A 24,444-nucleotide genomic window follows, 5' to 3' on the forward strand; every position below is an offset into this window, starting at 1 on the left:
CCGCTCCGTACCTTCCGCCGCTCCCCACGCGAGGTACACCATGAGCGCCATCCCCCAGGACTTCATCGCCAAGACCGCCCGGCTCTCCGAGGAGATCACCCGGCCGTTCCCCAATTCCCGCAAGATCTTCGTGCAGGGTTCGAGCCCGGACATTCGCGTGCCCATGCGGGAGGTGAGCCAGGCGCCCACCCAGGCCTCCATGGGGGCGGAGGAGAACCCGCCCATCACCGTCTACGACACCTCCGGCCCCTACACGGACCCGGCCGCGTCCATCGACCTGATGCAGGGTCTGCCGGCGCTGCGCGAGGCCTGGATCGAGTCGCGCCAGGACACCGAGCGCCTGGACGGGCCCAGCTCCGAGTACGGCCGCGCCCGGGCCGCCGACCCGCAGCTGGCCGCGCTGCGCTTCGAGCACATCCGTGCGCCGCGCCGGGCGCGCCCTGGCCTGAACGTCACCCAGATGCACTACGCCCGCCGGGGCATCATCACTCCCGAGATGGAGTTCGTCGCCATTCGCGAGAACGCCCGCCTGGAGGAGATGCGCGCCGATCCCCGCTACGCCAAGCTGCTGCGCCAGCACGCCGGCCAGCCCCTCGGCGCGAAGATCCCGGAGCTGATCACGCCCGAGTTCGTGCGTGACGAGGTGGCCGCGGGCCGGGCCATCATCCCCAGCAACATCAACCACCCGGAACTGGAGCCCATGATCATCGGGCGCAATTTCCGGGTGAAGATCAATACCAACATCGGCAACTCCGCGGTCACCTCCAGCATCGAGGAGGAGGTGGAGAAGCTGGTGTGGTCCTGCCGCTGGGGCGGCGACACCCTCATGGACCTGTCCACGGGCAAGAACATCCACGAGACCCGTGAATGGATCCTGCGCAACAGCCCCGTGCCCATCGGCACCGTGCCCATCTACCAGGCCCTGGAGAAGGTCAACGGCAAGCCCGAGGAGCTGACCTGGGAGCTGTTCCGGGACACCCTGATCGAGCAGGCGGAGCAGGGGGTGGACTACTTCACCATCCACGCCGGCGTGCTGCTGCGCTACGTGCCGCTCACCGCCGACCGGGTCACGGGCATCGTCTCCCGGGGCGGCTCCATCATGGCCAAGTGGTGCCTGGCCCATCACCGCGAGAACTTCCTCTACACCCACTTCGAGGAGATCTGCGAGATCATGAAGGCCTACGACGTGGCCTTCAGCCTGGGCGACGGCCTGCGCCCAGGCTGTCTCGCGGATGCCAACGACGCCGCCCAGTTCGGCGAACTGGAGACCCTGGGTGAGCTGACCAAGATCGCCTGGGAGCATGACGTGCAGGTGATGATCGAGGGCCCGGGCCACGTGCCCCTGCACATGGTCAAAGAGAACGTGGACAAGGAGCTCAGCGACTGCTTCGAGGCGCCCTTCTACACCCTGGGCCCCCTGGTCACGGACATCGCGCCGGCCTACGACCACATCACCTCCGGCATCGGTGCCGCCAACATCGGCTGGTACGGCACCGCCATGCTCTGCTACGTGACCCCCAAGGAGCACCTGGGCTTGCCCAACAAGCAGGACGTGCGCGACGGCATCATCACCTACAAGATCGCCGCCCATGCCGCCGATCTCGCCAAGGGCTTCCCCGGCGCTCAGGTGCAGGACAATGCGCTTTCCAAGGCCCGCTTCGAGTTCCGCTGGGAGGACCAGTTCAACCTGGCCCTGGACCCGGAGCGGGCCCGGGAATTCCACGACGAGACCCTGCCCAAGGAGGCCCACAAGGTGGCGCACTTCTGCTCCATGTGCGGGCCCAACTTCTGCTCCATGAAGATCACCCAGGACGTGCGTGATTATGCCGTCAAGCAGGGCATCTCCGAGCAGGAGGCCCTGGAGAAGGGCATGCAGGAGAAGGCGGTGGAGTTCGTGAACAAGGGCGCGCAGATCTACCGGGAGGTTTGAGTCCCGACCTTTGTCGGGCCTTGGCGGGGAGCACTCTCAGTAGCACAGCGGCTCTTGCTGTCCGACAGCCCGCCCCGTGAGCCAGCCGCCGATTCTCCTCGAGTATCATCACTGCTGCACCCCGGTCGATGTATCGGTGCGTGCCTGGGCGACGGGGTCAGGGATGTGCTGTTCATCAAGGAAAATGATGTTTTTTGGATGGATGTTTTTGTTCGCTGGCTGCAATATGGTGGCGGAAGCATGCCTCATCTGCTTGACAAGGGAGCCATGACGACCTACCCCACATAAGGAAGAGGCATACCCCGGGATGGGGCATGTCTCCGCCCCTGTGGCCATTGCATGACTGGAAATGAGGAGTTCATTTGGCCAGGAAGCGCGAAAGCCAGCGAATCACACTGATCGGCGGCGTGCTACTGGCTGCATTGACCCTGGTTTCTGGTTTCGCCGTCTATGCTGTGATGCAGAGGCAGCTTGAAGCTGTTCTGGTCAACAGCCTGCAATCCTCCCTGCACAGCGACCGCCGCCTGTTCGAAACGGAGATCCGCGGGAGCGTGGTCAATGCGTTAACGGTCTCCACCCGACCCTTTGTGATCCAGAACCTCGCCCGCCTGCGCGAGGCGCCGGAAGATGCGTCGGCCGCGCACAGCCTGCAGCGGCTGGTGCGCAGGCTCGTCAAATCCCAGCAGCAGACCGCTGAGGCGAACGCACGACTGAGAGATCTCGAGGAGCGCTGGCGGTTTGCACTGGACAGTGCCGGTGCGGGTGTCTGGGACCTGGATCTTTCCGCAGGCAAGATCCTCCTGTCCGTGCGCTGCAAGCACATGCTGGGCTACGAGGAGCATGAGATCGGCGCGAGTGCGGAGGAATGGCAGGCGCTGGTGCACCGGGACGATGCGCCGGCCCTCATAGCCGCCTGCCAGCGGCTGGTCGATGGCGAGGTGCAGAGTTTCACCCATGAACACCGCAAGCGCTGCAAGGATGGCAGCTGGAAGTGGGTGCAGGCCCGGGGCATGGTGGCCGCCCGGGATGAGAACGGCGCGCCTACGCGCCTGATCGGCACGTATATCGACATCAGCGAGCGCAAGCGCGCCGAGGAGATCATCCAGCAGCAGGCCAACTTTGATCCCTTGACGAAACTCCCCAATCGCCGTCTGTTCCTGGATCGGCTCGATCAGCAGATCGCAAAATGCCAGCGAACGGGCGCTGCCCTTGCGCTGCTGCTCATCGATCTCGATGAATTCAAGGAGGTCAACGATACCCTGGGCCACGACGTCGGTGATGTGCTCCTGCAGGAAGCAGCCCGGCGCATCAGCGGCTGCATCCGTGATACGGATACGGTCGCCCGCCTGGGCGGAGACGAGTTCACGGTGATCCTGTCCGATCTGACCGGCAAGGCCCACGTGGAGGAGATCGCGCAGAAGCTCATCTCCCGGGTGGCCGAGCCGTACTACCTCCGCGAAGGGGTGGCTCACATCTCCGCCAGCATCGGCATCACCCTGTACCCGGGCGACGCCGAGGACATGGGCGAGCTGATGAAGCATGCCGACCAGGCCATGTACTCGGCCAAGAGGCTGGGCAGAAACCGCTTCTGCTATTTCACCCATGCCTTGCAGGAGGCGGCGCAGAAGCGGCTCAGGCTGTCCAGGGAACTCAGGCAGGCGGTGAACCAGGGGCAGTTCGAGGCCCATTTCCAGCCCATCGTGGAACTTGCCTCGGGGCGGATCCAGAAGGCAGAGGCATTGCTCCGCTGGCACCATCCCGAGCGGGGTCTGGTTGGTCCGGCGGAATTCATTCCCCTGGCGGAGGATACCGGGCTCATCGAAGGGGTGGGTGACTGGGTGTTCAGGGAGGCGGTGCGGCGTGCCAGGGTGTGGCGCGATCGCTTCGGCACGGATATCCAAGTCAGCGTGAACATGTCCCCGTTGCAGTTCCGGAGCGAGGGCGCGGAGCGGGTCGAGTCCTGGCTGTACCACCTTGAGGAAATGGGTGTCAGGGGTGAGCAAATCGTCATCGAGATCACCGAAAACCTCCTGCTCCATGCCCATGACGAAGTCACCAGGCAGCTGTTCCGGTTTCGCGACGCGGGCATCCAGATCGCCATCGATGACTTCGGCACGGGCTATTGCACGCTCTCCTACCTCAAGCAGTTCCCCATCGACTACCTGAAGATCGATCGCAGTTTCGTGCGCAACCTGGAAAACGATCCGAACGACGTGGCCCTGTCCAAGGCCATCATCGTCATGGCGCACGAACTGGGCCTGAAGGTGATCGCGGAGGGCGTGGAAACCGAAGGGCAGCGCAGGCTGCTGTCTGATGCCGGCTGCGACTTCGCCCAGGGTTATCTGTTTGCCAGGGCCTTGCCGGCGGAAGACTTCGAGGATCTGCTCAACGACACGGGGCGGATGTTCTCGATCGGTTAACCTGAGTGTGTCGCTAGTGTCCTGAGTCAGAGATTCGTTACATTTCAGCGGGTCTGTACGGGATGCACGGCAAGGCGCACGAGCGAAGGACGGGCAGGCCCATTCGAGCGAGAGCAACGCGGCCGAGCGCCCGTACAGGCCCGCCCGCAGGGAGCCCCGCACAAGACCCAATGCGGCGTTGCGGTCCTTGCCAAGGGCTTGCCATTGCCTGCGGCCCGCGCCTTGCCTTGGGTCTTGTGCGGGGCTCTGAAATGCAACGAATCTCTGACTCAGGACACTAGGTTAAGCTGGGCGGCACATGCACACTCGGGAGTCATGATGACCCAGCCCAGGATCGCCGCCCGCACGCCCATCGCCGTCGAACTCAAGGCCGGCAAGAAGTACTTCTGGTGCAGCTGCGGGCGATCGAAGAACCAGCCGTTTTGCGATGGTTCCCACGAGGGTACCGACTTCAAGCCCATGGCCTTCACACCCGACGAGGATGGCGAGGCCCATCTGTGCCGCTGCAAGCAGACCGGAAACCCGCCTTACTGCGACGGCAGCCACGCGGGACTCGATGAGGAACAGGCATCGACGGGCGACGACGGGGAGCCGAACAATGGTGCCTCGGTCAAGGCGACCCGCGAGGAACCCACCCTCGAACGCATCCATGATCTCGCCCGGCATGGTCTGGAGAAGACCGGCCCCCACGGCGAGACCGTGGCCATGGGCGTGCCCCGGGCAGACCTGCCCCACTGGGACGATATCCAGATCCTCACCGCGCAGCTGGCCACCCGGCCCCTGCCGGAGGAGGCCGAGGTGGGCACCGAACTCATCATCGGGCCGCGGGCGGAACGCCCCCTGAAGCTCGACATTCCGTTGTTCGTCTCCGACATGAGCTTCGGTTCCCTGTCCCGGGAGGCCAAGCTGGCCCTGGCGAAAGGCGCGCAGCGCGCGGGCACGGGGATCTGCTCCGGGGAGGGCGGCATGATGCCCGAGGAACGGGAGGCCAATCCCCGTTACCTCTACGAACTGGCCTCGGCCAGGTTCGGGTACGACGAATCCCTGCTCGCGAAGATCGGCGCCCTGCACTTCAAGGGCGGTCAGGCGGCCAAGACCGGCACCGGCGGCCACCTGCCGGGCCGCAAGGTCACCGAGGAGATCGCGAAGGTGCGCGGCCTGAAGCCCGGCAAGTCCGCCATTTCTCCGCCTACCTTCACCGACCTGGTCATGCCGGATGACTTCCGGCGTTTCGCCGACCGGGTGCGGGAGGTCTGCGGCGGCATCCCCGTGGGCTTCAAGCTCTCCGCCAACCACATCGAGGCGGACATCGACTTTGCCCTGAAGGCGAGCGCCGACTACCTCATCCTCGACGGCCGTGGCGGGGCCACCGGCGCGGCCCCGCGGCTGTTCCGGGATCACATCTCCGTGCCCACCATCCCCGCCCTGGTGCGCGCCCGGCGGCACCTGGATGAACGCGGCGCCGGTGACGTCACGCTCATCATCACCGGCGGCCTGCGCCTGCCCGAGGATTTCATCAAGGCCCTGGCCCTGGGGGCCGACGGCATCGCCATCGCCAACAGTGCCATCCAGGCGGTGGGCTGCGTGGCGGCGCGCATGTGCCACACCAACCAGTGCCCGTCGGGCATCGCCACCCAGGACCCGGACCTGCGCAAGCGGCTCGACGTGGACGCAGGGGCGGCACGCCTGGCGCGTTTCCTGGAGAGCTCGGTGGCACTGATGCAGGTCATGGCCCGTGCCTGCGGCCACGATCATCTCGGGCAGTTCAGCCGGGACGACCTCACCGCCTGGAAGCGGGACATGCGCGAGCTGACGGGTTTGAAGTGAAAGACCGCCCCTGTGGGGCGGTCAGAGACAAGATACAAGAGGCAAGACAAAAGCCGGTTTTCCTACTTGTCTCTTGCCTCTTGGATCTTGTCTCTCATCACCGAAATGGCCGAAGCGGTGATAGTCAAAGGCTATCAACAAAATCCAAAGATTCAACTTCAGTAATAATTCTCATTTGGCTAATCTCATCATCAAGGCAACATGTTTGATGAGGAGATGCCGCCATGATCAAGACCGCAAGCTTTGCCATCGTGCACTTCAGCGTCGCCTTCGCCGTCGCCTTCGCACTCACGGGCAGCGTGGTGATCGGCGGCCTGGTGGCCCTGGTGGAACCCCTGGTGAACACCGTGGCCTACCACTTCCACGAGAAGGTCTGGGAGCGCATCCGCGCCCGCCGCGCGGCCAGGGCGTCTGCCGCCCCCCGGGGACCTGCGATCGCTGCCTGAAAAAGCCGGACCGCGAAGGCCGTGAAGCAATCCTCGGTGAAAAGTCTTCGCGCCGTCCGGCTCTGGGTTGCCCATGACAGAAGTGACAGGAGCCATCCCGATGAGCATCACGTACCGTACGGCCTGCAAGGCCGACCTGCCCGCCATCAATGGCGTCATTGAACGCGCCGTCATGACCTGGCGGCTGCCTGAGCGGGTCAAGCGCCTGTCCCTGCCCCTGTACCGCTACAGCGAAACGGACCTGGGGCACCTGGAAGTGTGGGTGGTGGAGGCGGATTCGGGCATCGCGGGACTGGCGTCCTGGGAGCCTGCGGAGGCGGCGGATCTGCCCGAGGGCAAGTCGGGTCTGCTGCTCCATGGCCTGTATGTGGACCCGGACCGGCAGCACCGGGGCATCGGCAGCCAATTGTTGAGCGCCAGCCAGGCGCGTGCCCGCGAACTGGGCTTGGATGGTGTGCTGATCAAGGCCCAGGCGGACGCCGAGCCGTTCTTCCAGCGGCGGGGCCTGGAGCGCCTGCCGGTGCGCGATGAGTCCCGGGACTACGCCCTGCGTTACTGGCATCGGGCATGAGTCAAAACAGCATTGGACAAGATTAACATGATTTACAGGATTGGGTCATGAAAGACGAGTCCTTGTCTCAAATCCTGTAAATCATGTTAATCCTGTCGATTTACCCGGTCCCAGGTCTTGATCTGCTGGGTATGCTGGTCTTTTTCACGGACAAAACAAAAGAACCCCGCACAAGGCGGGGTTCCAGGTATCTGCTTTCGGCAGACTGATCTTAGACCGGCTTGACGTTCGCAGCGGCCAGACCCTTGGGACCGTTGGTCACCTCGAAGGAGACCATCTGGCCCTCGGCCAGGGTGCGGAAACCGCTGGCTTCGATCGCGGAGAAGTGCACGAACACATCCTTGCCGCCATCTTCGGGGGTAATGAAGCCGAAGCCCTTGCTTTCGTTAAACCACTTCACAGTGCCTTTAGACATAACTCTATAAACCTCAAATAACAGGAAACAAACGGTGATGCAGTGGATTCCTGGAGAACAACCGGCGGGAGTGACTGCGGTAACGAAACGACAGGGGACTTCCGACTCTGACTGCAAGAACAGACTGCGAGACTCACTATACGCGGCCGTTCGGGGAATCACCAGCGATATTTTGTCAGGGGTAAGGGGAAAGGCGTGAGGGGGCTGTGACGCCTCACCCTTGCTTCACCTCTGACGCTTCCCGGCTGTACACAGATTGCCGCGGGTGGACTGCCAAACCGTGCCGCCGGCGTCCAGTCTTTCCAGGGTACAGATCACCGGGATGCGCCGTTCCTGCATGCCGCGCCCGGAGAGGTGCATGCGCAGGCGTTCGCCCGGTTGTAACTCGGTCACCCGTTCATGGGCGAAGCGGACCTCCCGTCCGTCGTCCATGACCAGGAAGGCCTCGGTGGCGCGGCCATCGGCGAACTCCCAGTCGATGGGATGGGTCGAGACGAGTACGCCTTCCACGACGTCGGCCGCAGCGGCCTGCTGGATGCACAGCTGCGCCAGAAGCACTCCCGCCAGCAAAATTCTCACCGCTGCACCTCCTCCAGGCGCCAGGCGCTGGCCGCACCCAGCAGCGACATCAGGCCCAGCAGGGCCAGGGTGGCGGCCACCCCCGCCAGGTCCGCCACCACGCCGAACAGCCCACCCACCAGCAGCAGGGCCCCCACCAGGGTGTTGCTCACCGCCACATAGGCGGCGCGGTTGTCCTGGGTGGCCATGTCCACCAGGTAGGTCTTGCGTCCCAGGCGCACCCCCGAGTGGGCGATGCCGATGACCAGGAACAGGGCGGCGAACAGGAATTCGCTCTTCGCCCAGGCGCCTTCGATGCCGGACAGGCCGAAGGTCAGCAGCCCCAGGGCTCCGGCCACCACGCCGGAGGCTACCAGGACCAGGCGGCTGGAACGGTCCGAGAGCCGTCCCCACACGGGCGCGCTCAGGCCGCCGGCCAGCCCCGTGGCGATGATCATGAGCCCGAGGCTCCCCAGGCTGCCGCCGGTCTGCTGCTGGGCCAGGATCACGTAGAAGGGCATGGCCAGCGCGGTACTCATGAGCAGGGCACGGGTGATCACGAAGTGGCGGAACAGGGGGTCGGTCTTCATCAGCCCGAGGGAGCGCAGCGCCTCGCTGACCGCATTGCCGCCGCCCTCGGTGGCGCCGGGTTCCTCCTTGACTGCGGCGAAGATGCCGCCGGCGGCAAACCACATCAGGCCCGCCGCGATCAGGAGCAGGGTGAAGAAGCCGACGCTGTCGGCGCTCTCCGCGCGCAGGCTGACCCAGCCGCCCACGCCCAGGGTGACGAAACCGGCCAGGGCCGCCGCGTAGCCCATCACGGTACCGCGCCGGGTCTTGGCGATGGTCTTGCCGAGCACGTCCTTGGAGGCCACGGAACTCACCCCCCGGGACAGGGCGAACAGGGCCAGCAGGCCGAGCAGCGCCCAGCCCGCGGCCGCGCCGGTCAGGGTCAGGGCCACCAGCGCCATGCCCAGTGCCGCGAGCCCCTGGCCGATGCAGCCGCCCACCCAGAACCACTTGCGGATGGCCGCGCGCCGGATGTGACTGGCCACGAACAGCTGGGGCAGCAGGGAACCGGATTCGCGCACCGGCACCAGGAAACCGGCCAGGAAACCGGGCGCACCCAGGGCGGCCATGAGCCAGGCCAGCACCAGCCTGGCACTGGCCAGTTCGTCGCCGATCTTGCTGGCGGTGTTGGAGAGGATGGTGAGGAAGAAGTTGCGCGGCATCTCCCGGCAGGCGGCCTCGGGGATGTCCTTGCAGACCCGGGCGTCCTCATCGCTGGCGATCAGGTCGAAGAGGGCGGCTGCCGGGCGCGGCAGCCTGGAGGCGGGTTCCGCCACCTCAGTGTCCGCCACGCAGGGAGCGCAGCGGGTCGGAGGGATCCACGTTGTCCTTGAAGGGACGGCGGCGGTCGATGTGGGTGAGCTGGTAGACCATGCCCACCCAGTTGTTGATCACTGCCTCGGCGCTGTCGTGCCAGGTGTTGTCCAGGTGTGAGGTGATCAGGGCCTCGGGCAGATCCGGCACCGGCGCGCGCCGGGCCAGCGCCGCCTCCACGCGCTCCCGATGTTCCTCCAGGATGGCCTGGGAGCGGGGCGAGAAGTAGTTCTCCGGCACCGGCGGGTAGGTGTCCAGGGCGCCGGCGGCGAAGCGCTTCACCTCGCGCTTGTACTCCTTGAGCAGAGAGATGATGTCGTACTCCGGGTGACCCTGGAAGAACACGATGCGAAAGCCGTCCTCGCTCACCGCCAGGTGCGGACCGGCCTGGTCGCTTTCCACCAGCACCTTGAGGCCCTCGGCCTCGAACTGGGCGCGGTTGATCTCGTTGAAGCGGGAGTGGGGCACATCGAAACGGGTGTTCACGCCGGCCACCAGCGGGTGACTGCGATCCAGCACGCGATGGTCGTAGACCCCCCATCGCTTGAAGCCCAGGGGCTGGCGGCGCTGGCCGTGGCGGAACTGCATCACCGCGTGGGTGGCCAGGCAGGAGCACAGGGTGGAGGTGACATTCTCGGCGGCCCAGTCGATCACCTCGATGAGCGGCTCCCAGAAGGGCTCCATGGACAGGTCCGGCTGGGTGACGTTGGCGCCGGTGATGATCAGGGCGTCCAGGCCCTCGCGCTTGATCTGCTCGAAGCTCTCGTAATAACGCTCCACATGGGCACGCCCCTCCGCGCCCCGGGGCAGGGCGTCCAGGGTGAAGGGGTGCATGTAGAACTGGGCGATCTGGTTGCTCTGTCCCACCAGGCGGAAGAACTGGCGCTCGGTGGCGGCGATGGCCGCGTCGGGCATCATGTTGAGCAGCCCGATGTGCAGTTCGCGGATCTCCTGCTGCAGGGCGGTGTTGCCGGACAGTACCGTCTCCCCTTCCTCGGCGAGGCGGGTGAAGGTGGGCAGGTCGGTGTGGGCGACGAGGGGCACTGTTTAAGTGGGAAGTATGAATGGGGAAGTTGGAAGTGGGGTCGATTCTAATCGTTTCGTTCCGACTTCCCAATTCCCAATTCGTACTTATCTCTCCAGGGCCGTTTCGATCAGCGCCAGGAAGTCCTGCTCCGATTTCACCCGCCCGAGTTCTTCCGTGGTGATGGTGTAGCCGTAGTCCCGGGCGATGGCCTCGTAGCGGGGGATGCGGGAGCGGAACAGGCGCGGGAACATCCAGCGTACGAAGTCGTCCGGGTCGATCTGGGCCACGTACTCGATGTCGTGGGCCTGCTTGTACTCGCGCAGCTGTTCGTCCAGGAAGGCCTCCCGGTAGTAGAGGGGCTTGGGCGCGGATTCGGCGCGGCGGATGAGCTCTTCCTCGTCCTGGCGGGTGGCCTGGATGTAGATCAGCAGGGTGTGCTCGGCCAGCAGTTCCAGGGTCTCGGGATCGTCCAGCTCGCACACGCTGCCGCCGGCGTCGTTCACGAAATGCTCGTAGCCGTAGATGCTGCGCGCCTTCCCGATGAACTCGGGCACGTCGCGCATGGCGGCGATCTCGGCGGTGTGGTGCAGCGCCTGGCGGCGCTTGAACTCGGTGAGCGGCAGGCCGCCCCGCTCCGGGTCGCCCAGCTTGCCCAGGAAGCTCGACACCGGCTGCAGGTTGTCCACAGTGATGTTGTTCAGGATGTAGATGGAGTCCGAGCGCAGCAGCTCGCGCAGGAAGGGCACCTGCATGGCCTGGTGCTTGATGTTGTCCAGGATCGGCTCGTCCAGGTAGCGGGTGCCGATGCGGTAGTCACCGGAGTAATGGAACCAGTGGCGCTGGCGCAGGATGTGCGCCAGGCGGGTCTTGCCCACGCCGGACATGCCCAGCAGGGTGATGCTCTTGTGCGGCCAGTCGCGGAATTCCTGGCGGGTGAGTCTCACGGAAGGCTCCGGGGAATAATCTGTTGGCGAGGAGGGGTATTGTAGCGGGATTCAAAATTCAAAATTCAATATTCAAAGGTGGTCGGGCCCTGCGGCATGAACGATCTCCTTTGAATTTTGAATTTTGAATTTTGAATCGTCATTCCCCCAGGCTTCTGACCAGGATGTCCTCGTAGTTGCGGATGCGTCGCACGTATTCCACCGGCTCGTTGCCCCGGGCGTAGCCGAAGCGCAGGTTGCGGTGGTACTGGGGCTGGGCGAGCAGGGGCAGCACCTCGCGGAATTCCACCCAGCGGTCCGGGTCGCGGCCCAGGTCCCGGGCCAGGCCCCGGGCATCGAAGACGTGGCCCATGCCGATGTTGTAGGCGGCCAGGGCGATCCAGGTGCGGTCCGGTTCCTGGATGGACTCCGGCAGGCGGCGGCGCAGGTCGGCCAGGTAGCGGGCACCGCCGTGGATGCTCTGCACCGGGTCCAGGCGGTTGTCGACGCCCAGGTCCGAGGCGGTACGCAGGGTGAGCATCATCATGCCGCGCACGCCGGTGGGGCTGCGCGCCGAGGGGTTCCAGTGGGATTCCTGGTAGGCCTGGGCGGCCAGCAGGGTCCAGCTCAGCTCGTGGGCCTCGGCGGCGGCCTCGAAATGGGGGCGGTAGCGGGGCAGCAGGCTGCGGATGCGCCGCTGGTAGCGGGCCAGGTCCACGTAGTCGAAGATCTCCACGTGACCGTAGTAGCGGCCATTGAGCACCGTCAGCAGGCCTTCGTCCTCCATGCCCACGAACCAGCGCTCGATGGCACGGGCGAGCCCCCGTGACTCGGGCGGCAGCATCCAGGCCAGCGGTTCCTCCTCGGTCAGGGGCATGATCACCAGCAGTTCCGGGTAGTAGCGACGGTTGATGGCCACGATGTTGGAGTCGGCCACCGCGCAGTCCACTTCCCGGTTCCAGACCTTCTCCAGGATCTGTTCGGTGGCCAGGTCGGCGCGTTCCTCCCAGGTGAGTTCGGGGAACTGCTCGCGCAGTTCCTCCAGGCGTTCCACGTAGCTGCTGCTGGCGGTGACCATCAGGCTGACGCCGCTCAGGCCTTCCAGGTCCGCGGGCGCCGGGCCGCCGCGACGGCAGACCAACTGCTGCTGGACCTGCATGTAGGCGGGGCCGAACAGGAACTGTTCCTGGCGGCGGCTGGTGCGGGTCAGCCCGGCTGCGGCCAGATCGCCCTCGCCGGCGGCCAGGGCGCGCACGATCTCGTCGATGCTGTCCTTGATCACGAAGCGGGGCGTGACGCCCAGCTGGGCGGCGAAGCCGCTGATCAGGTCGTACTCGAAACCGGCTGGCTCGCCGTCCCGGTCGAAGTAGTAGGTGGTGGGGGCGTTGCGGGTGAGCACCACCAGTTCGCCCCGCTGTTCGATGGCGGCCAGTTCCGGGGAGGTGTGGGGCGCCCGTTCGCAGCCGCTGAGCCCCGCCACGGCGAGGACCAGGGCCAGGCATGCGCTCGGCAGGGTTGTGCTGTGTCTGGTCAAGGGTCTTCCCCGGATCTTGTTGTTCTTGTTGGTCAGCCTGACCTGCTCGGGACTCCCTGCCCGATGGCCTGAAGGATGCGCAGCTATGCTTCGCCCCCAGAATATTGAGTAAGATTGTCGGAAAATCGTTCCCTCATCCCCCACCAGCCGACAAGAGGCCCCATGTCGCCAGACGAGCTGTCACGGAACCTGCCGGTGCGCATGCACTGGTTCGGTCTGTGGTTTCGCCCCGTGGCCGTGGAGCGCGACTATCGCCTGGAGACCGTGGGGCTGCAGCGCGTCCAGGCGCGCCTGGCCCTGGTGACGGGCGTGCTGCTGTATCTCCTGCACGGCTTGGTGGACGTGTGGTTCCACGGTGACCACCAGCCGTTTTTCTGGGTGGTCCGCGCCCTGGTCACGGCGGCGGGCCTCACCGCCCTGGTCTACACCTTTCTGCCGTCCTTCACCCGCCTGTCGCAGCGGGTCCTGACCCTGGTGTCCCTGGCGCCGAGCCTGGGCATCCTGTTCATGCTGGCCTTCCTGTCCGGGACCACCTTCATGGAGTACCTGGCGGGCCTGATGCTGGTGATGATCTGGATCTTCCTGTTCATCGGCCTGTCCTTCGTGCGCGCCCTGCTGATCAACCTGCTGGTGCTGGTCCTGTTCAACGGGCTGTTCCTGGCGGGCATCCAGCCCCTGGGCGAGATCCTGGTGCGCTACAACTTCTACCTGGTCTCGACCCTGCTGATCTGCGGATTTTCCGCCTACGCCCTGGAGCGCCAGCGGCGCCAGCTCTACCTGCGCCGCCAGGAACTGGAATCGGAGCGCAACCGCCACCGTGACCGCGCTTTGCACGACCACCTGACCAACCTGCCCAACCGCTACCAGATGGAACAGCGCCTGGAGCAGGCCATGGCCCGGGCGCGCCGCCATGGCCGCCTGGGGGCCGGGTTGTTCATCGATCTGGACCGCTTCAAGCCGGTCAACGACAGCTACGGCCACGAGGCCGGCGACCGGGTGTTGCGCCAGGTGGCGCAGCGCCTGCAGGCCTGCGTGCGCGAGAGCGATTCCGTGGCGCGCATGGGCGGGGACGAGTTCTTCGTGCTGCTGGAGGACCTGGAGACCAGCGAGCGCATCCACGAGGTGGCGCTGCGCATCATCGAGGCCCTGTCCCAACCGTTTCCCATCGACGAGCAGGACCCCCAGAGTCCGCTCGTCACCGTGGGGGCCAGCATCGGCATCTGCGAGTTCCCGGACATGACCGCCTCGCCGCCGGAGGTGATCGACCACGCCGACCGGGCCATGTACGAGGTCAAGCGCTCCGGGCGCAACGGCTACTGTTTCCACCGGGCCACGGGGCCGGGCGAGGTGATCCACCCCCGGGGGGCGCAGACTGCGCAGCTCCCCGTGGCGTAGAATACGGGGCCCATTCCTACCGGCCTTGCTTCCCTTATGCCCCTGCTGACCCTGCGCGACGTCACCCTGAGTTACGGCGCCGCCCCCCTGCTGGACCATGTGAATCTGAGTATCGAACCCGGCGAACGACTGTGCCTGGTGGGCCGCAACGGGGCCGGCAAGTCCACGCTCATGAAGGTGGTGCTGGGGCAGGTGCTGCCCGATGGCGGCGAGGTGGTGCGCAGCGGTGAACTGCGCGTGGCCATGCTGGAGCAGGCGGTGCCCGCCGCAACCAACGGCAGCGTGTTTGACGTGGTGGCCGATGGCCTTGGGGAGATGGGCGAGCAGGTGCGCCGCTACCACCGCGCCGTGCACGCACTCACCGAGCGCCCCGAAGACCCTGCCGCCATGGCAGAGCTGGAGCGGGCCCAGCAGAGGCTCGAGGCCGGCGACGGCTGGATCCTGGAGCAGCGGGTGGAGACGGTGGTCTCGCGCCTGGGCCTGCCCGCCGATGCGGATTTCAAGGCCCTGTCCGGCGGCCTCAAGCGCCGGGTGCTGCTGGGCCGTGCCCTGGTCACCGATCCGGACCTGCTGTTGCTGGACGAGCCCACCAACCACCTGGACATCGAATCCATCGCCTGGCTGGAGGAATTCCTGCTGGGCTTCGGTGGCAGCCTGCTGTTCATCACCCACGACCGGGCCTTCCTGCGCCGGCTCGCCACCCGCATCATCGAACTGGACCGGGGCAAGCTCACCGACTGGCCCGGCGACTACGACACCTACCTGCGCCGCAAGGCCGAGGCCCTGGAGGCGGAAGAGCGCGCCAGCGCCCTGTTCGACAAGAAGCTCGCCCAGGAGGAGGCCTGGATCCGCCAGGGCATCAAGGCCCGTCGCACCCGCAACGAGGGCCGGGTGCGTGCCCTCAAGGCGCTGCGCGCGGAACGGGCCGAGCGCCGCGTTCGCCAGGGGGCGGCGCGGCTGGAGATCCAGTCCGCCGAGCGCTCCGGGCGCCTGGTCATCGAGGCGGAGAATATTTCTTTTGATTACGACGGCAGGCCCGTGATCCGGGATTTCTCCACCCTGATCCTGCGCGGCGACAAGGTGGGCATCGTCGGTCCCAACGGCGCCGGCAAGACCACCCTGTTGCGCCTGCTGCTGGGCAAGCTCGAGCCCCAGTCCGGCCATGTGCGCCTGGGCACGAACCTGGAGATCGCCTACTTCGACCAGCACCGGGCGGCCCTGGACGAGGAGGCCAGCGTGGCCGACAACGTGGGCGAGGGCCGGGACCGCCTGGACATCGACGGCGAGTCGCGCCACGTACTCTCCTACCTGCAGGACTTCCTGTTCGAGCCGGCCCGCTCACGCCAGCCGGTCAAGGCCCTGTCCGGCGGCGAGCGCAACCGCCTGCTGCTGGCAAAACTCTTCACCCGCCCGGCCAACCTGCTGGTGATGGACGAACCCACCAACGACCTGGACGCCGAGACCCTGGAACTGCTGGAAGACCGCCTGGTGAATTTCGCCGGCACGGTGCTGGTGGTCAGCCACGACCGCGCCTTCCTGGACAACGTGGCCACCAGCATCATCGCCTTCGAGGGCGACGGCCGGGTGAACGAATACGTGGGTGGTTACGAGGACTGGCTGCGTCAGCGTGCCGCGTCCCGGGACGCGGCGCTGGCCGCCCCGGCCGCGCCAGCGAGGCAGAAACCCCAGCCGGAGTCCGCGCCGGCGGCGAAACAGAAAAAATTGAGCTACAAGGACCAGCGCGAGCTGGAGTCCCTGCCCGGGCGCATCGAGGCCCTGGAGACGGAGCAGGCGACGCTGACCGGGACCCTGGGTGATCCGTCCTTCTACCAGCAGGGGCCGGAGAAGATCGCCCAAGTGCAGGCGCGGCTCGCGGCGATCGAGACGGAGCTGGCCCAGTGCTACGCGCGCTGGGAGGCCCTGGAGGGCTGAAGGGGTCCGCGAATGAACGCCAATCAACGCGAATGCCAATCAAAAGCTGGAACGCAAAGGACGCAAAGGTCTCGCAAAGGACGCAATGGAAATTCTTCCTGAAAAGGCCTTGTGACCTTCACGCATCCCTTCGCGGTTCGATTTTTCGCTCTTCATTCGCGTTCATTCGCGTTCATTTGCGGACCCCGGGTTTTTCAGAGCGGCCCGCCAGTTCGTGGGCCGGATCGGCGGGATCGATGAGCGCTGGCCGGCCCCAGCGCATGCGCAGCCAGTTGAGCGCCGGGATCACCGGACCCAGGCGCACCAGGCGGCGCTCCAGCCGGTACTTGCCGGGGAAGTTGAGCAGCATCAGTCCCACCAGCAGGGTGAGCAGACCCTGGCCCGGCGTGAACAGCATGACCACGCCCAGGGCCACCAGCACCAGACCCGAAAGGTTCTTGAACAGCACCAGGGTCCAGCCGATCAGCGGGTGGGTGCCGTGGCGGTAGAGGGGGTCGCGGCGGGTGTGGGTGAAATAGTCCGGCGGCAGGCGCAGCACCATGATGCCTGCCACCGCCAGGGGCAGCACGATGCCGGCGAAGATGAGTCCCGCTGCCAGGGTCAGCGTGGAGAGGTTGGCGAGTATCCAGTCCATCATCTGTTTATTGGACAGAGTTCACCGATCCGGTTCCGCGCGTCTTGTCCGGGCATGGTCATCTATCCGCGCGTTCAGGCCCTGCGAGCAGGTTATCCGCAGGAGACGGTTTTCTGGATGCCGTTTTTATTTTTCACCCGGCACGATGTTTACTTTTCCCGCCCCCCGAGTCCGGCCGTCTGATCCGCCCGGATGAGTCTCTCTCCGCACAGTCTGCAGCGATAGTCCCGTTTGCCCCGGTGCACCTGCTGGTGTTGCCTCGGACCCAGCGCATGGCTTCGGCAGGCGCACCGGTAGAGGTGGTGATTGAGGATCCGCGCGAGCAGTTCCGGGGAGGTCTCGTGGGTCACGCGGGGCTCGAAACCCAGGTATTTCATCACGGCACGCCATTCCGGACCGTGGGGTCTCTTGCCGCGGCCATGGCAGCGATAGACCACCGAGTGAGCCACTTCATGGGCGACGGTATCGGGCATGTGCTGCCCGGGGTCTGCGGCGAACAGGCGCTCGTTGAAGTGCAGGCTCTCCTGTCCCTGGCGCAGACGCCATTGCCCGGCCGCCCTGCCGCGCAACCTGAAACTCACAGGAACGGCGTGCGCGCTGCAGCCGAATCGACGCGCGGCAATTTCATAGAACTCAGTCACCCGTTGCACGATCTCATCGCGATCGCCGGGCGAGAGGCGCAGAGGCGCATTTGCATCTGCGGAGATCTGTTTATTGTTTGCCGCCATGCTGTTGATCATGAGGATTCTATGTTTATTCATAAAGCGTGATCTTGGTCGTGTAGTGGTAATCCATTATTGAGAATTTGGATTCTAGATTGATGTATCACGCGATGTTGTTATAAACTTCCGGCGTCGTTCTACTTTATATTCTACTTTTCATTGAGGTTTTTATACATGGCGAAGCGCAAGCCCCTGGAGGAGCTCTCCTCCGAAGAACTCTATCAGATTGCCCGTGAACGCGAGGAACAGGAGCGGATGCAGGAGGAGGAGTCCCGGCGCGAACAGGTGCAGGCCCTGCGCGAGGAGCGGCGTGCCCTGGTGGCCCGTCATCGCTCCGAGCTCGCGGCCCTGGATCGTCAGATCCGTGCCCTGGGTGGACGTGCCGCTGGCGGCCGGGGCGGGCGCAGCGGTGGCAACCTGAGCCAGGTGGTCCTGAACGCCGTGGCCGAGGCCGGGCAGATCAGCACCTCCGATCTGCGTGCCCAGCTGGAGGCCGCCGGCGCCAATGTGAAGAACCTCAGCCAGACCCTGGCCTATCTCAAGCGCACCGGCCGTCTCAAGACCAAGGGTCGCGGCGTCTACGCCGTCGCCTGAGTTCCAGGTTCAGGACTGATCCAGGGCGGCCCGGATCTCCCGGGCCGCCGCTGGCGACAGCAGCACCGCATTGACCGTCCCGGCGTAGAGTCTTCCCGCAGACTTCAGCGTCAGGATCTGTTCCTGATCCTCCCCGGCCTTCAGCACCCTGAAATCCCTCTCCTCCTGCCAGCCGGCGCTCAGGCGCTTGAAGGCGCGAAAGGCGCTGCCCTTGTCCCGGGCACAGGCCTGATCCAGTTCCCTGAAGGTGATCCAGTCGCGATCGCTGCCGCTCATGGCTGCGGCTGTTTCTCGAGACGCACGGCGAGCACGTCGCAGGGCGCGTGGTTGAGCACGGCCCGGGTGGTCGAGCCCAGCAGCCGCTCCAGGCCGCGCCGGGCGTGGGCACCCATGACGATCAGGTCGACGTCGCGTTCCTCCGCCAGGCGCGGGATCTCCAAATGCGCCATCCCGGCGAGCACCTCCCTGGGGGTCTCTTCCAGGCCGGCCTCGCGCATGAGGCCGTCCAGCCGTTCCCGGGCCACCTTGAGCAGGGCGGGCAGGTCCAGTTCGATCCCGGGCAATCCGCCCAGGCCGTAGTCCAGGTCCATGGGCGCGTGGTGCTCCACCACGTGTATCGCCTCCAGGCGGGCGCCGCAGGCCTGGGCCAGCCTCGCGGCGCGGGAGAGGGTCTGTCCACAGTGGGGATCGAGGTCCAGGCAGACCAGGATGCGCTGATAGGCGGCCATGGGCGGGCTCCGGTGGGGATGCCATGACAAGTGTAATCCGTGTCCGGGGTCGCGGGGCCGCTGGTCGATCCCGGGTCGATTTTCCTGCTTGTGGATCCGGAATTTTTATCCTATTCTCATGTCGTTACGAAAAACTCCTCTCTGGCGTGTGAGTTTTTTCTTATAACTAAATGAATAAAAATAGATATATGTTGGGGGATGGGGGCGAATCCAGTGGGGTGGGGGAGCGCCGCAGGCGTGACCGGCGCTGTCTGGATCTGGAACCCAGTTTCCCCTGCGTGGACTTCGAGGGCCGCCTGGTCCTGGAGGACCGACGCCGCAGCCCGGACCGCCGTCTGAGCATCCAGGTGGAGTGGTTGCCCGCCGAGTGAACCTGCCGGTTCGCTGATTCCCCGTCCATCGGCCGTCCGGTCGCTCCCGTCGTCTGTCACGGGAAAAAGGCAGAAGTCCGTCACATTTGTGCATAAGCTCAGGCTCAGGACAGTGATCTTTCCGGGCCGCCCCGATGCACGCACGACAGCTTCCACAGGGAAATACCACCACCGACGACGCCTCTCTGGTGGAGCAGGCGGGTGGACGCCGTACCCTGCTGGTGGTGGACGATCAGGAGGTCAATCGCCTCATCCTGGCCCGTCACCTGGAGTTGCTCGGCCACCGGGTGCTGCAGGCGGACAGTGGCCCGCAGGCCCTGCAGATCCTGCGGGAGCAGTCGGTGGACGGTGTGGTGCTGGACGTGGTGATGCGCGGCATGGACGGCTACGAGGTCTGCCGGCGTATCAAGGCCGATCCGGAGACCTGGTTCATCCCGGTGGTCATGGTCACGGTGCTCAACAACCAGGCGGACCGGGTGCGCGCCATGGAGGCGGGCGCCGACGAATTCCTGTCCAAGCCGGTCTACCCGGAAGAACTCAGTGCCCGCATCCGTTCCCTGATGCGCTGGCGCGATGCGCGCAAGGCCCTGGAGCAGGCTCGCCGCGAACAGATGCGCGGGCTGTTCAGCCGTTTCCTGTGTCCCGAACTGGTGGATGACCTGCTGGCCGCGCCGGAAGACGAGGCCCGCAGCCTGCTCAAGCGCAGTGAGCGGCGCGACGCGGCGGTGATGTTCGCCGACCTGCGCGGTTTCACCGGGCTCTCCGAGCGCCTCTCCGCCGAGCAGGTGGTGACCCTGCTCAACAGTTTCTTCTCCGTGATGACCCAGGTGACTCACGCCCACCGGGGTACCGTGTTCGGCATGGGGGGCGACAGCCTGCTGGTGGGTTTCGGTGTGCCGTTGCCCCAGGAGGATGCCGGTGTGCGCGCCTTCGACTGTGCCCGGGAGATGCAGAGGGCCTTCCGGGGGCTGAGCCGCAGCTGGCGCGAAGACTGGGGCGTGGACGCCGGGCTCGGCATCGGCATCAACCGTGGCGAGGTGGTGTGTGGCAACGTGGGTTCCGAGTCCTACCTGAGTTACACGGTGGTGGGCGATGCGGTGAACGTGGCCGCGCGCCTGCAGGCCCAGGCCAGGGCGGGCGAGGTGCTGCTCTCCGGCAGCCTGCACGAGACCCTGGACAAGGAGTGTGCGCGCGCCTGTGAAAGCCTGCCCAATCCGCTGTTCCTCAAGGGGCGCAGCCGTCCCCTGCCGGTGTTGCGCTGGCGGGTGGATTGCTAGCTGGCGCTTGAACCATCCTCCGGCAGATGCAAAGCAAGACAGACAGCGGCGAAAAAACGCAGTCTGCAGGCGAGTGCATGAATCATCTGAACTACTTTCCAGCGCTGGCGCCGTCACGCTAACTCATAGGGCGGCCCGTGGCCGCCCTATGGCGACTCACAGTTCCGTGAGTGACACATTTTGTCCTTCTGGCGCCCTCGGCGCTTCCTCGCTAGACTGAGCCCCGCGCGCGTCGGGTGAGCCTAGTGTCCTGAGTCAGAGATTCGCGAACCCGGCCGTGCGATGACGTTTATCTCTATCGACCGAGGTTATTTTTTATGTCTACCGGTATTGTTAAGTGGTTCAACGAATCCAAGGGATTCGGTTTCATCGCCCCGGAAGAGGGCGGCGCCGATGTCTTCGTGCATTACTCCGCCATCCAGGCCGAGGGCTTCAAGACCCTGGCCGAAGGCCAGCGCGTGAGCTTCCAGGTGCAGCAGGGTCCGAAGGGCCTGCAGGCCGTGAATGTCACGCCGGCATAAGGGACTGAATCAGAACCGGACCCGAAATAAAGAACCCCGCCAGTGGCGGGGTTCTTTATTTGCGCGATCAATTGACCCGCGCGGGGCATTACGCCGGGCGGCTCAGTGGTGATGGCCACCGGGTCCGTGCACGTGGCCGTGCTCGATCTCCTCGGCAGAGGCGTCGCGCACCTCGCGCACGGTGACGTCGAAGTTGAGCGTCATGCCGGCCAGGGGGTGGTTGGCGTCGATGGTGACCGCGTCGCCGTCGATGGCGGTGATGGTGACCACGTGCATGCCGGTGCCGTCGGGGTTGCCGGCGTGGAACTGCATGCCGGTCTGCAACTCGTCGACGCCCTGGAACTGGCTGCGGTCCAGGGTGTGAGTCAGGCTGTCGTCACGCTCGCCGTAGGCCTCGGCGGGCGGGATGCTGACCTTCAGGCTGTCGCCGGTGGAACGGCCTTCCAGCGCTTTTTCCAGGCCGGGGATGATGTTGTTGGCGCCGTGGAGATAGGCGAACTGGCTGGCGTCGTCGGAGCGGTCGATGACCTGGCCCTGTTCGTCGGTGAGCACGTAGTCAAGCACGACCACCTTGTCTTTGGAAATCTGCATTGGGAGAAACCCCGGAGAGCAATGAGTTAGCAGGACAGTTTAACCCGCAGGCCCCTTGCAGGTCACGAAGGGGCGCTGATCACGAACCGTCCCGGTCCAGGGCCATGCGCTCGTCCCGCACCTGAAGCCGCAGTCGGCCCAGGTACCAGTCAAGGATCACCCGACCGGCGATGCGCGCACGCCAGCCCTGCAGCAGGGCGCAGTCCGGCTCCTCCCGGAACAGGGCCTCCAGGTCCTTGCGGGTGGCGATGGCGGCGGGGCTGATGTCGTTGATCCGGGCCTGATGGCGAAGCAGGCCCATGGCCACGTCGACGAGTTCCTCGTGCTCGGGGCCGATGCCCCGGGATGGACCCGGCCGGGCGGGCCAGGCGGAGGCGGGCAGGCTGCGGGCCTCCCGGACCAGGGCCAGGAGGGTCTCGCCGTGGCGCTGCAGGGTCTTGTCCTCCAGGCCGCGCACCTTCGCCAGGCTGGCGAGGTCCGTGGGCGAGCGCTGGGACAGTTCCGTGAGCACGTCATCCGACAGGATCCAGCGCTTGGGCAGGTCCTTCTCCATGGCCTGGCGTTCCCGCCAGGCGGCCAGGGCCTGCAGGACGGCCAGCTGCGCCCCCTTGAGGTATTTCTGTCCCTTGATCCGGCGCCAGGCGTTGTCCGGGTCCGGCAGGTAGCGGCTTTCCTCGGAGATGGCCGCGAAGTCCTCGCTGAGCCAGTCCAGGCGGCCCTTCTCCTCGAGATCCTTCAGGATCATGGGATAGACCCGGGCCAGGTGGCGCACGTCGTCGGCGGCGTAGCGCAGCTGGGCGGTCTCCAGCGGACGCTGGCTCCAGTCGGTGCGGGTGTGGCCCTTGTCCAGTTCCAGGTCCAGGTAGATCTGCACCATGCGGGCGTAGCCGATCTGGTCGCCGTGGCCCAGCAGGCTCACGGCCACCTGGGTGTCGAACACCGGCGTGGGCACCCGTCCGGTGGACTGGAGCAGGATCTCCATGTCCTGGTGGGCGGCATGTACCACCTTGGTCACGGCCGGGTCGTGCAGCAGGGCCGCGAGCGGACCCAGGTCCGGCAGGGCGATGGGGTCGATGCAGGCCAGGGCGTCGGGGGTGGCCACCTGCACCAGGCACAGGCGCGGGTAGTAGGTCTTCTCGCGCACGAACTCCGTGTCCAGGGCGATCCACTGGGCGCCGGCGATCTCGCCGCAGAAGGCCGCCAGGCCCTCGGCGGTGTCGATGAAGCGGATCTCGTCGGTCACCCTCAGTGATCCCGATTCAATGGTCACGGGGCCGGGCCTGCTCGAAGGCTGCCTGCTGCTCGGCGCTGGCCTCCTGCTGGTAGCGCACCTTCCATTCCGAGTAGGGCATGCCGTAGACGATCTCCCGGGCGGCCTCGTAGTCCACATTCTCGCCCCGCTCCTGGGCCGCGGCGCTGTACCACTTGGACAGGCAGTTGCGGCAGAAGCCGGCCAGGTTCATGAGATCGATGTTCTGCACGTCCTTACGGCTGTCCAGGTGTTCCAGCAGGCGCCTGAAGGCGGCCGCCTCGATCTCGGTGCGGGTCTTGTCGTCCATCCAAATCTCCTCGGGAATGCGGTGTCTGGAACCCGGAAGGCCGGGCCATGGTCGCAGCCATTATACTCAACGGCCATTGTCCGGCTGCTACCGAGGATGCCCCATGCCCCGCCGACGCCCGTGGACCTGGTTCGCGATGCTCCTGATCGTCTTGTTCATCCCGGTTTCCCAGGCTATTGCCCTGGCTCAGGCCGAGCCGCAGGCCCTGCGCCATGGCGACCATCCCCTGGTGGGGCAGATCTGGTCCGGCGTGGTGCAGTCCGAGCGCCAGGAGGCCCTGGCACGCATGGCCCGGGCCGACGTGGTGCTGCTGGGCGAATCCCACGGCAACGCGGATCACCATGCCCGGCAGCTGGAAGTCCTGGAGGCACTGCTGGCGCTGGGGCGGCGTCCCGCGCTGGCCTTCGAGATCTTCGATCTGGAGGATCAGGAGATCATCGACCGGCAGCGCCTGGCCGGTGTCGCGGATGCCGATGACCTGGCCGAGGCGGTGAACATGTCGGGACGCGGCTGGACCTGGGCGGAGTACCGGCCCCTGGTGCAGTTCGCCCTGGACCAGGCGCTGCCCATCGTGGCCACCAACCTGTCCCGGCGCGGCGCCATGGCCGTGGCCATGGAAGGATTGCAATCCCTGCCCGGTGAGGATCGCGCCAGGCTGGGCCTGGACAGGCCGCTGCCCGAGGACGCGATGCAGCGGCTTGAGCAGCGCATCGTCGATGCCCATTGCGGACACCTGCCGGCGGCGCGGGCCGGCGGCATGATCAATGCCCAGCGCGCCCGGGACGCCTACATGGCCGACCGGATCGCGGCCCAGGAGGGGCCCGTGGTGCTGATCACCGGCGCGGCCCATGCCCGGCTCGATTACGGCGTACCCTGGTACCTGGCACAGCAGGCGCCGGAGCGCCAGGTGCTGAGCCTGATATTCGTGGAGGTGGACCCCGAGCGGCATGCCGCCGTTGACTATCTCAACGCCGGTGGCTCGCCCTATCACCTGCTCTGGTTCACCCGGCGCAGCTCGCCCGACGACCCCTGCGAGGCCTTCCGCAAGCAGCTGGAGGGGATGAGGGGGTGATTCAAATTCAAAAT

At 65.9% G+C, this 24,444-nt stretch carries 26 protein-coding genes; 13 read left to right on the plus strand and 13 right to left on the minus strand.

Annotated elements, in window-relative coordinates:
* The first annotated feature begins 40 nt into the window (after positions 1 to 40).
* The 5 genes from thiC to TGR7_RS02425 all read left to right on the plus strand — a co-directional run bounded on the left by thiC (position 41) and on the right by TGR7_RS02425 (position 7,194).
* Positions 41 to 1,930: a phosphomethylpyrimidine synthase ThiC gene (gene thiC, locus TGR7_RS02405; protein ID WP_012637072.1), complete on the plus strand. Its 1,890-nt coding sequence runs from the start codon at positions 41 to 43 to the stop codon at positions 1,928 to 1,930.
* A 362-nt stretch (positions 1,931 to 2,292) separates the two neighbouring features.
* A complete protein-coding gene (locus tag TGR7_RS02410; RefSeq protein WP_012637073.1) occupies positions 2,293 to 4,350 on the plus strand; it encodes a putative bifunctional diguanylate cyclase/phosphodiesterase in 2,058 nt (685 codons plus the stop codon).
* Between the two features lie 318 nt (positions 4,351 to 4,668).
* Positions 4,669 to 6,177, plus strand: coding sequence for a glutamate synthase-related protein (locus tag TGR7_RS02415; RefSeq protein WP_012637074.1), 1,509 nt, complete (start codon positions 4,669 to 4,671; stop codon positions 6,175 to 6,177).
* A gap of 224 nt (positions 6,178 to 6,401) precedes the next feature.
* Positions 6,402 to 6,623 carry a DUF2061 domain-containing protein gene (locus TGR7_RS02420; RefSeq protein WP_012637075.1) on the plus strand — a complete coding sequence of 74 codons (222 nt, stop codon included), beginning with the start codon at positions 6,402 to 6,404 and terminating at the stop codon, positions 6,621 to 6,623.
* A gap of 100 nt (positions 6,624 to 6,723) precedes the next feature.
* Positions 6,724 to 7,194 carry a GNAT family N-acetyltransferase gene (locus TGR7_RS02425; protein ID WP_012637076.1) on the plus strand — a complete coding sequence of 157 codons (471 nt, stop codon included), beginning with the start codon at positions 6,724 to 6,726 and terminating at the stop codon, positions 7,192 to 7,194.
* Positions 7,195 to 7,405: 211 nt separating this feature from the next.
* On the opposite strand, the gene TGR7_RS02430 is transcribed toward TGR7_RS02425, so the two are convergent.
* The 6 genes from TGR7_RS02430 to mltF form a co-directional block, all read right to left on the minus strand.
* Positions 7,406 to 7,609 carry a cold-shock protein gene (locus TGR7_RS02430; RefSeq protein ID WP_012637077.1) on the minus strand — a complete coding sequence of 68 codons (204 nt, stop codon included), beginning with the start codon at positions 7,607 to 7,609 and terminating at the stop codon, positions 7,406 to 7,408.
* A 225-nt stretch (positions 7,610 to 7,834) separates the two neighbouring features.
* The gene (locus tag TGR7_RS02435; protein WP_012637078.1) at positions 7,835 to 8,188 is read right to left on the minus strand and encodes a hypothetical protein; all 354 of its coding nucleotides are present in this window, start codon (positions 8,186 to 8,188) and stop codon (positions 7,835 to 7,837) included.
* Positions 8,185 to 9,513, minus strand: a complete 1,329-nt coding sequence (locus tag TGR7_RS02440; RefSeq protein WP_012637079.1) for an MFS transporter — start codon at positions 9,511 to 9,513, stop codon at positions 8,185 to 8,187. Before TGR7_RS02440 ends, TGR7_RS02435 begins: the two co-directional genes overlap by 4 nt.
* 1 nt (position 9,514) lies before the next feature.
* Positions 9,515 to 10,594 carry a homoserine O-succinyltransferase MetA gene (metA, locus tag TGR7_RS02445; RefSeq protein WP_012637080.1) on the minus strand — a complete coding sequence of 360 codons (1,080 nt, stop codon included), beginning with the start codon at positions 10,592 to 10,594 and terminating at the stop codon, positions 9,515 to 9,517.
* A gap of 87 nt (positions 10,595 to 10,681) precedes the next feature.
* Positions 10,682 to 11,521, minus strand: a complete 840-nt coding sequence (locus TGR7_RS02450; protein WP_012637081.1) for a hypothetical protein — start codon at positions 11,519 to 11,521, stop codon at positions 10,682 to 10,684.
* A 139-nt stretch (positions 11,522 to 11,660) separates the two neighbouring features.
* Complete coding sequence (mltF, locus tag TGR7_RS02455) at positions 11,661 to 13,034, minus strand: membrane-bound lytic murein transglycosylase MltF (protein WP_012637082.1); 1,374 nt, start codon at positions 13,032 to 13,034, stop codon at positions 11,661 to 11,663.
* A gap of 162 nt (positions 13,035 to 13,196) precedes the next feature.
* Between mltF and TGR7_RS02460 the strand changes: the two genes are divergently transcribed.
* Complete coding sequence (locus TGR7_RS02460; RefSeq protein ID WP_012637083.1) at positions 13,197 to 14,429, plus strand: diguanylate cyclase domain-containing protein; 1,233 nt, start codon at positions 13,197 to 13,199, stop codon at positions 14,427 to 14,429.
* A 36-nt stretch (positions 14,430 to 14,465) separates the two neighbouring features.
* Positions 14,466 to 16,361: an ATP-binding cassette domain-containing protein gene (locus tag TGR7_RS02465; protein ID WP_012637084.1), complete on the plus strand. Its 1,896-nt coding sequence runs from the start codon at positions 14,466 to 14,468 to the stop codon at positions 16,359 to 16,361.
* A 172-nt stretch (positions 16,362 to 16,533) separates the two neighbouring features.
* Here the strand turns inward: TGR7_RS02465 and TGR7_RS02470 are convergent, their stop codons facing one another.
* Positions 16,534 to 16,998: a PGPGW domain-containing protein gene (locus TGR7_RS02470; RefSeq protein ID WP_012637085.1), complete on the minus strand. Its 465-nt coding sequence runs from the start codon at positions 16,996 to 16,998 to the stop codon at positions 16,534 to 16,536.
* 146 nt (positions 16,999 to 17,144) lie between these two features.
* A complete protein-coding gene (locus TGR7_RS02475) occupies positions 17,145 to 17,564 on the minus strand; it encodes a SprT family zinc-dependent metalloprotease (protein ID WP_245523017.1) in 420 nt (139 codons plus the stop codon).
* Here TGR7_RS02475 and TGR7_RS17715 point away from each other — a divergent pair.
* Together TGR7_RS17715 and TGR7_RS02480 are read left to right on the plus strand one after the other, a co-directional pair.
* A complete protein-coding gene (locus tag TGR7_RS17715) occupies positions 17,448 to 17,765 on the plus strand; it encodes a hypothetical protein (protein WP_245523068.1) in 318 nt (105 codons plus the stop codon). The genes TGR7_RS02475 and TGR7_RS17715 overlap by 117 nt on opposite strands.
* A 126-nt stretch (positions 17,766 to 17,891) precedes the next feature.
* Positions 17,892 to 18,311: a hypothetical protein gene (locus TGR7_RS02480; protein WP_012637087.1), complete on the plus strand. Its 420-nt coding sequence runs from the start codon at positions 17,892 to 17,894 to the stop codon at positions 18,309 to 18,311.
* Positions 18,312 to 18,320: 9 nt separating this feature from the next.
* On the opposite strand, the gene TGR7_RS02485 is transcribed toward TGR7_RS02480, so the two are convergent.
* The gene (locus TGR7_RS02485; RefSeq protein WP_012637088.1) at positions 18,321 to 18,587 is read right to left on the minus strand and encodes a hypothetical protein; all 267 of its coding nucleotides are present in this window, start codon (positions 18,585 to 18,587) and stop codon (positions 18,321 to 18,323) included.
* Positions 18,584 to 19,039: a universal stress protein gene (locus TGR7_RS02490; protein ID WP_012637089.1), complete on the minus strand. Its 456-nt coding sequence runs from the start codon at positions 19,037 to 19,039 to the stop codon at positions 18,584 to 18,586. The genes TGR7_RS02485 and TGR7_RS02490 overlap by 4 nt, the downstream gene beginning before the upstream one ends.
* Before the next feature lie 170 nt (positions 19,040 to 19,209).
* Between TGR7_RS02490 and TGR7_RS02495 the strand changes: the two genes are divergently transcribed.
* From TGR7_RS02495 to TGR7_RS02505, 3 genes are all read left to right on the plus strand, one after another.
* On the plus strand, positions 19,210 to 19,410 hold the full coding sequence (locus TGR7_RS02495) for a hypothetical protein (protein WP_245523018.1): 201 nt from the start codon (positions 19,210 to 19,212) through the stop codon (positions 19,408 to 19,410).
* A gap of 134 nt (positions 19,411 to 19,544) precedes the next feature.
* Positions 19,545 to 20,687, plus strand: a complete 1,143-nt coding sequence (locus TGR7_RS02500) for an adenylate/guanylate cyclase domain-containing protein (RefSeq protein WP_012637091.1) — start codon at positions 19,545 to 19,547, stop codon at positions 20,685 to 20,687.
* A gap of 317 nt (positions 20,688 to 21,004) precedes the next feature.
* Positions 21,005 to 21,208, plus strand: a complete 204-nt coding sequence (locus TGR7_RS02505; RefSeq protein WP_012637092.1) for a cold-shock protein — start codon at positions 21,005 to 21,007, stop codon at positions 21,206 to 21,208.
* Between the two features lie 102 nt (positions 21,209 to 21,310).
* On the opposite strand, the gene TGR7_RS02510 is transcribed toward TGR7_RS02505, so the two are convergent.
* The 3 genes from TGR7_RS02510 to TGR7_RS02520 all read right to left on the minus strand — a co-directional run bounded on the left by TGR7_RS02510 (position 21,311) and on the right by TGR7_RS02520 (position 23,358).
* Positions 21,311 to 21,799: an FKBP-type peptidyl-prolyl cis-trans isomerase gene (locus tag TGR7_RS02510; RefSeq protein ID WP_012637093.1), complete on the minus strand. Its 489-nt coding sequence runs from the start codon at positions 21,797 to 21,799 to the stop codon at positions 21,311 to 21,313.
* Between the two features lie 79 nt (positions 21,800 to 21,878).
* Positions 21,879 to 23,069, minus strand: a complete 1,191-nt coding sequence (rnd, locus tag TGR7_RS02515; RefSeq protein WP_012637094.1) for a ribonuclease D — start codon at positions 23,067 to 23,069, stop codon at positions 21,879 to 21,881.
* Positions 23,059 to 23,358: a DUF1244 domain-containing protein gene (locus TGR7_RS02520; RefSeq protein WP_012637095.1), complete on the minus strand. Its 300-nt coding sequence runs from the start codon at positions 23,356 to 23,358 to the stop codon at positions 23,059 to 23,061. The genes rnd and TGR7_RS02520 overlap by 11 nt, the downstream gene beginning before the upstream one ends.
* 103 nt (positions 23,359 to 23,461) lie before the next feature.
* Here TGR7_RS02520 and TGR7_RS02525 point away from each other — a divergent pair, with 103 nt between their 5' ends.
* A complete protein-coding gene (locus TGR7_RS02525) occupies positions 23,462 to 24,430 on the plus strand; it encodes a ChaN family lipoprotein (protein WP_012637096.1) in 969 nt (322 codons plus the stop codon).
* The last annotated feature ends 14 nt before the right edge of the window (positions 24,431 to 24,444 follow it).

The organism is Thioalkalivibrio sulfidiphilus HL-EbGr7 (genome assembly GCF_000021985.1).
Classification (GTDB): Bacteria; Pseudomonadota; Gammaproteobacteria; order Ectothiorhodospirales; family Ectothiorhodospiraceae; genus Thioalkalivibrio_A; species Thioalkalivibrio_A sulfidiphilus.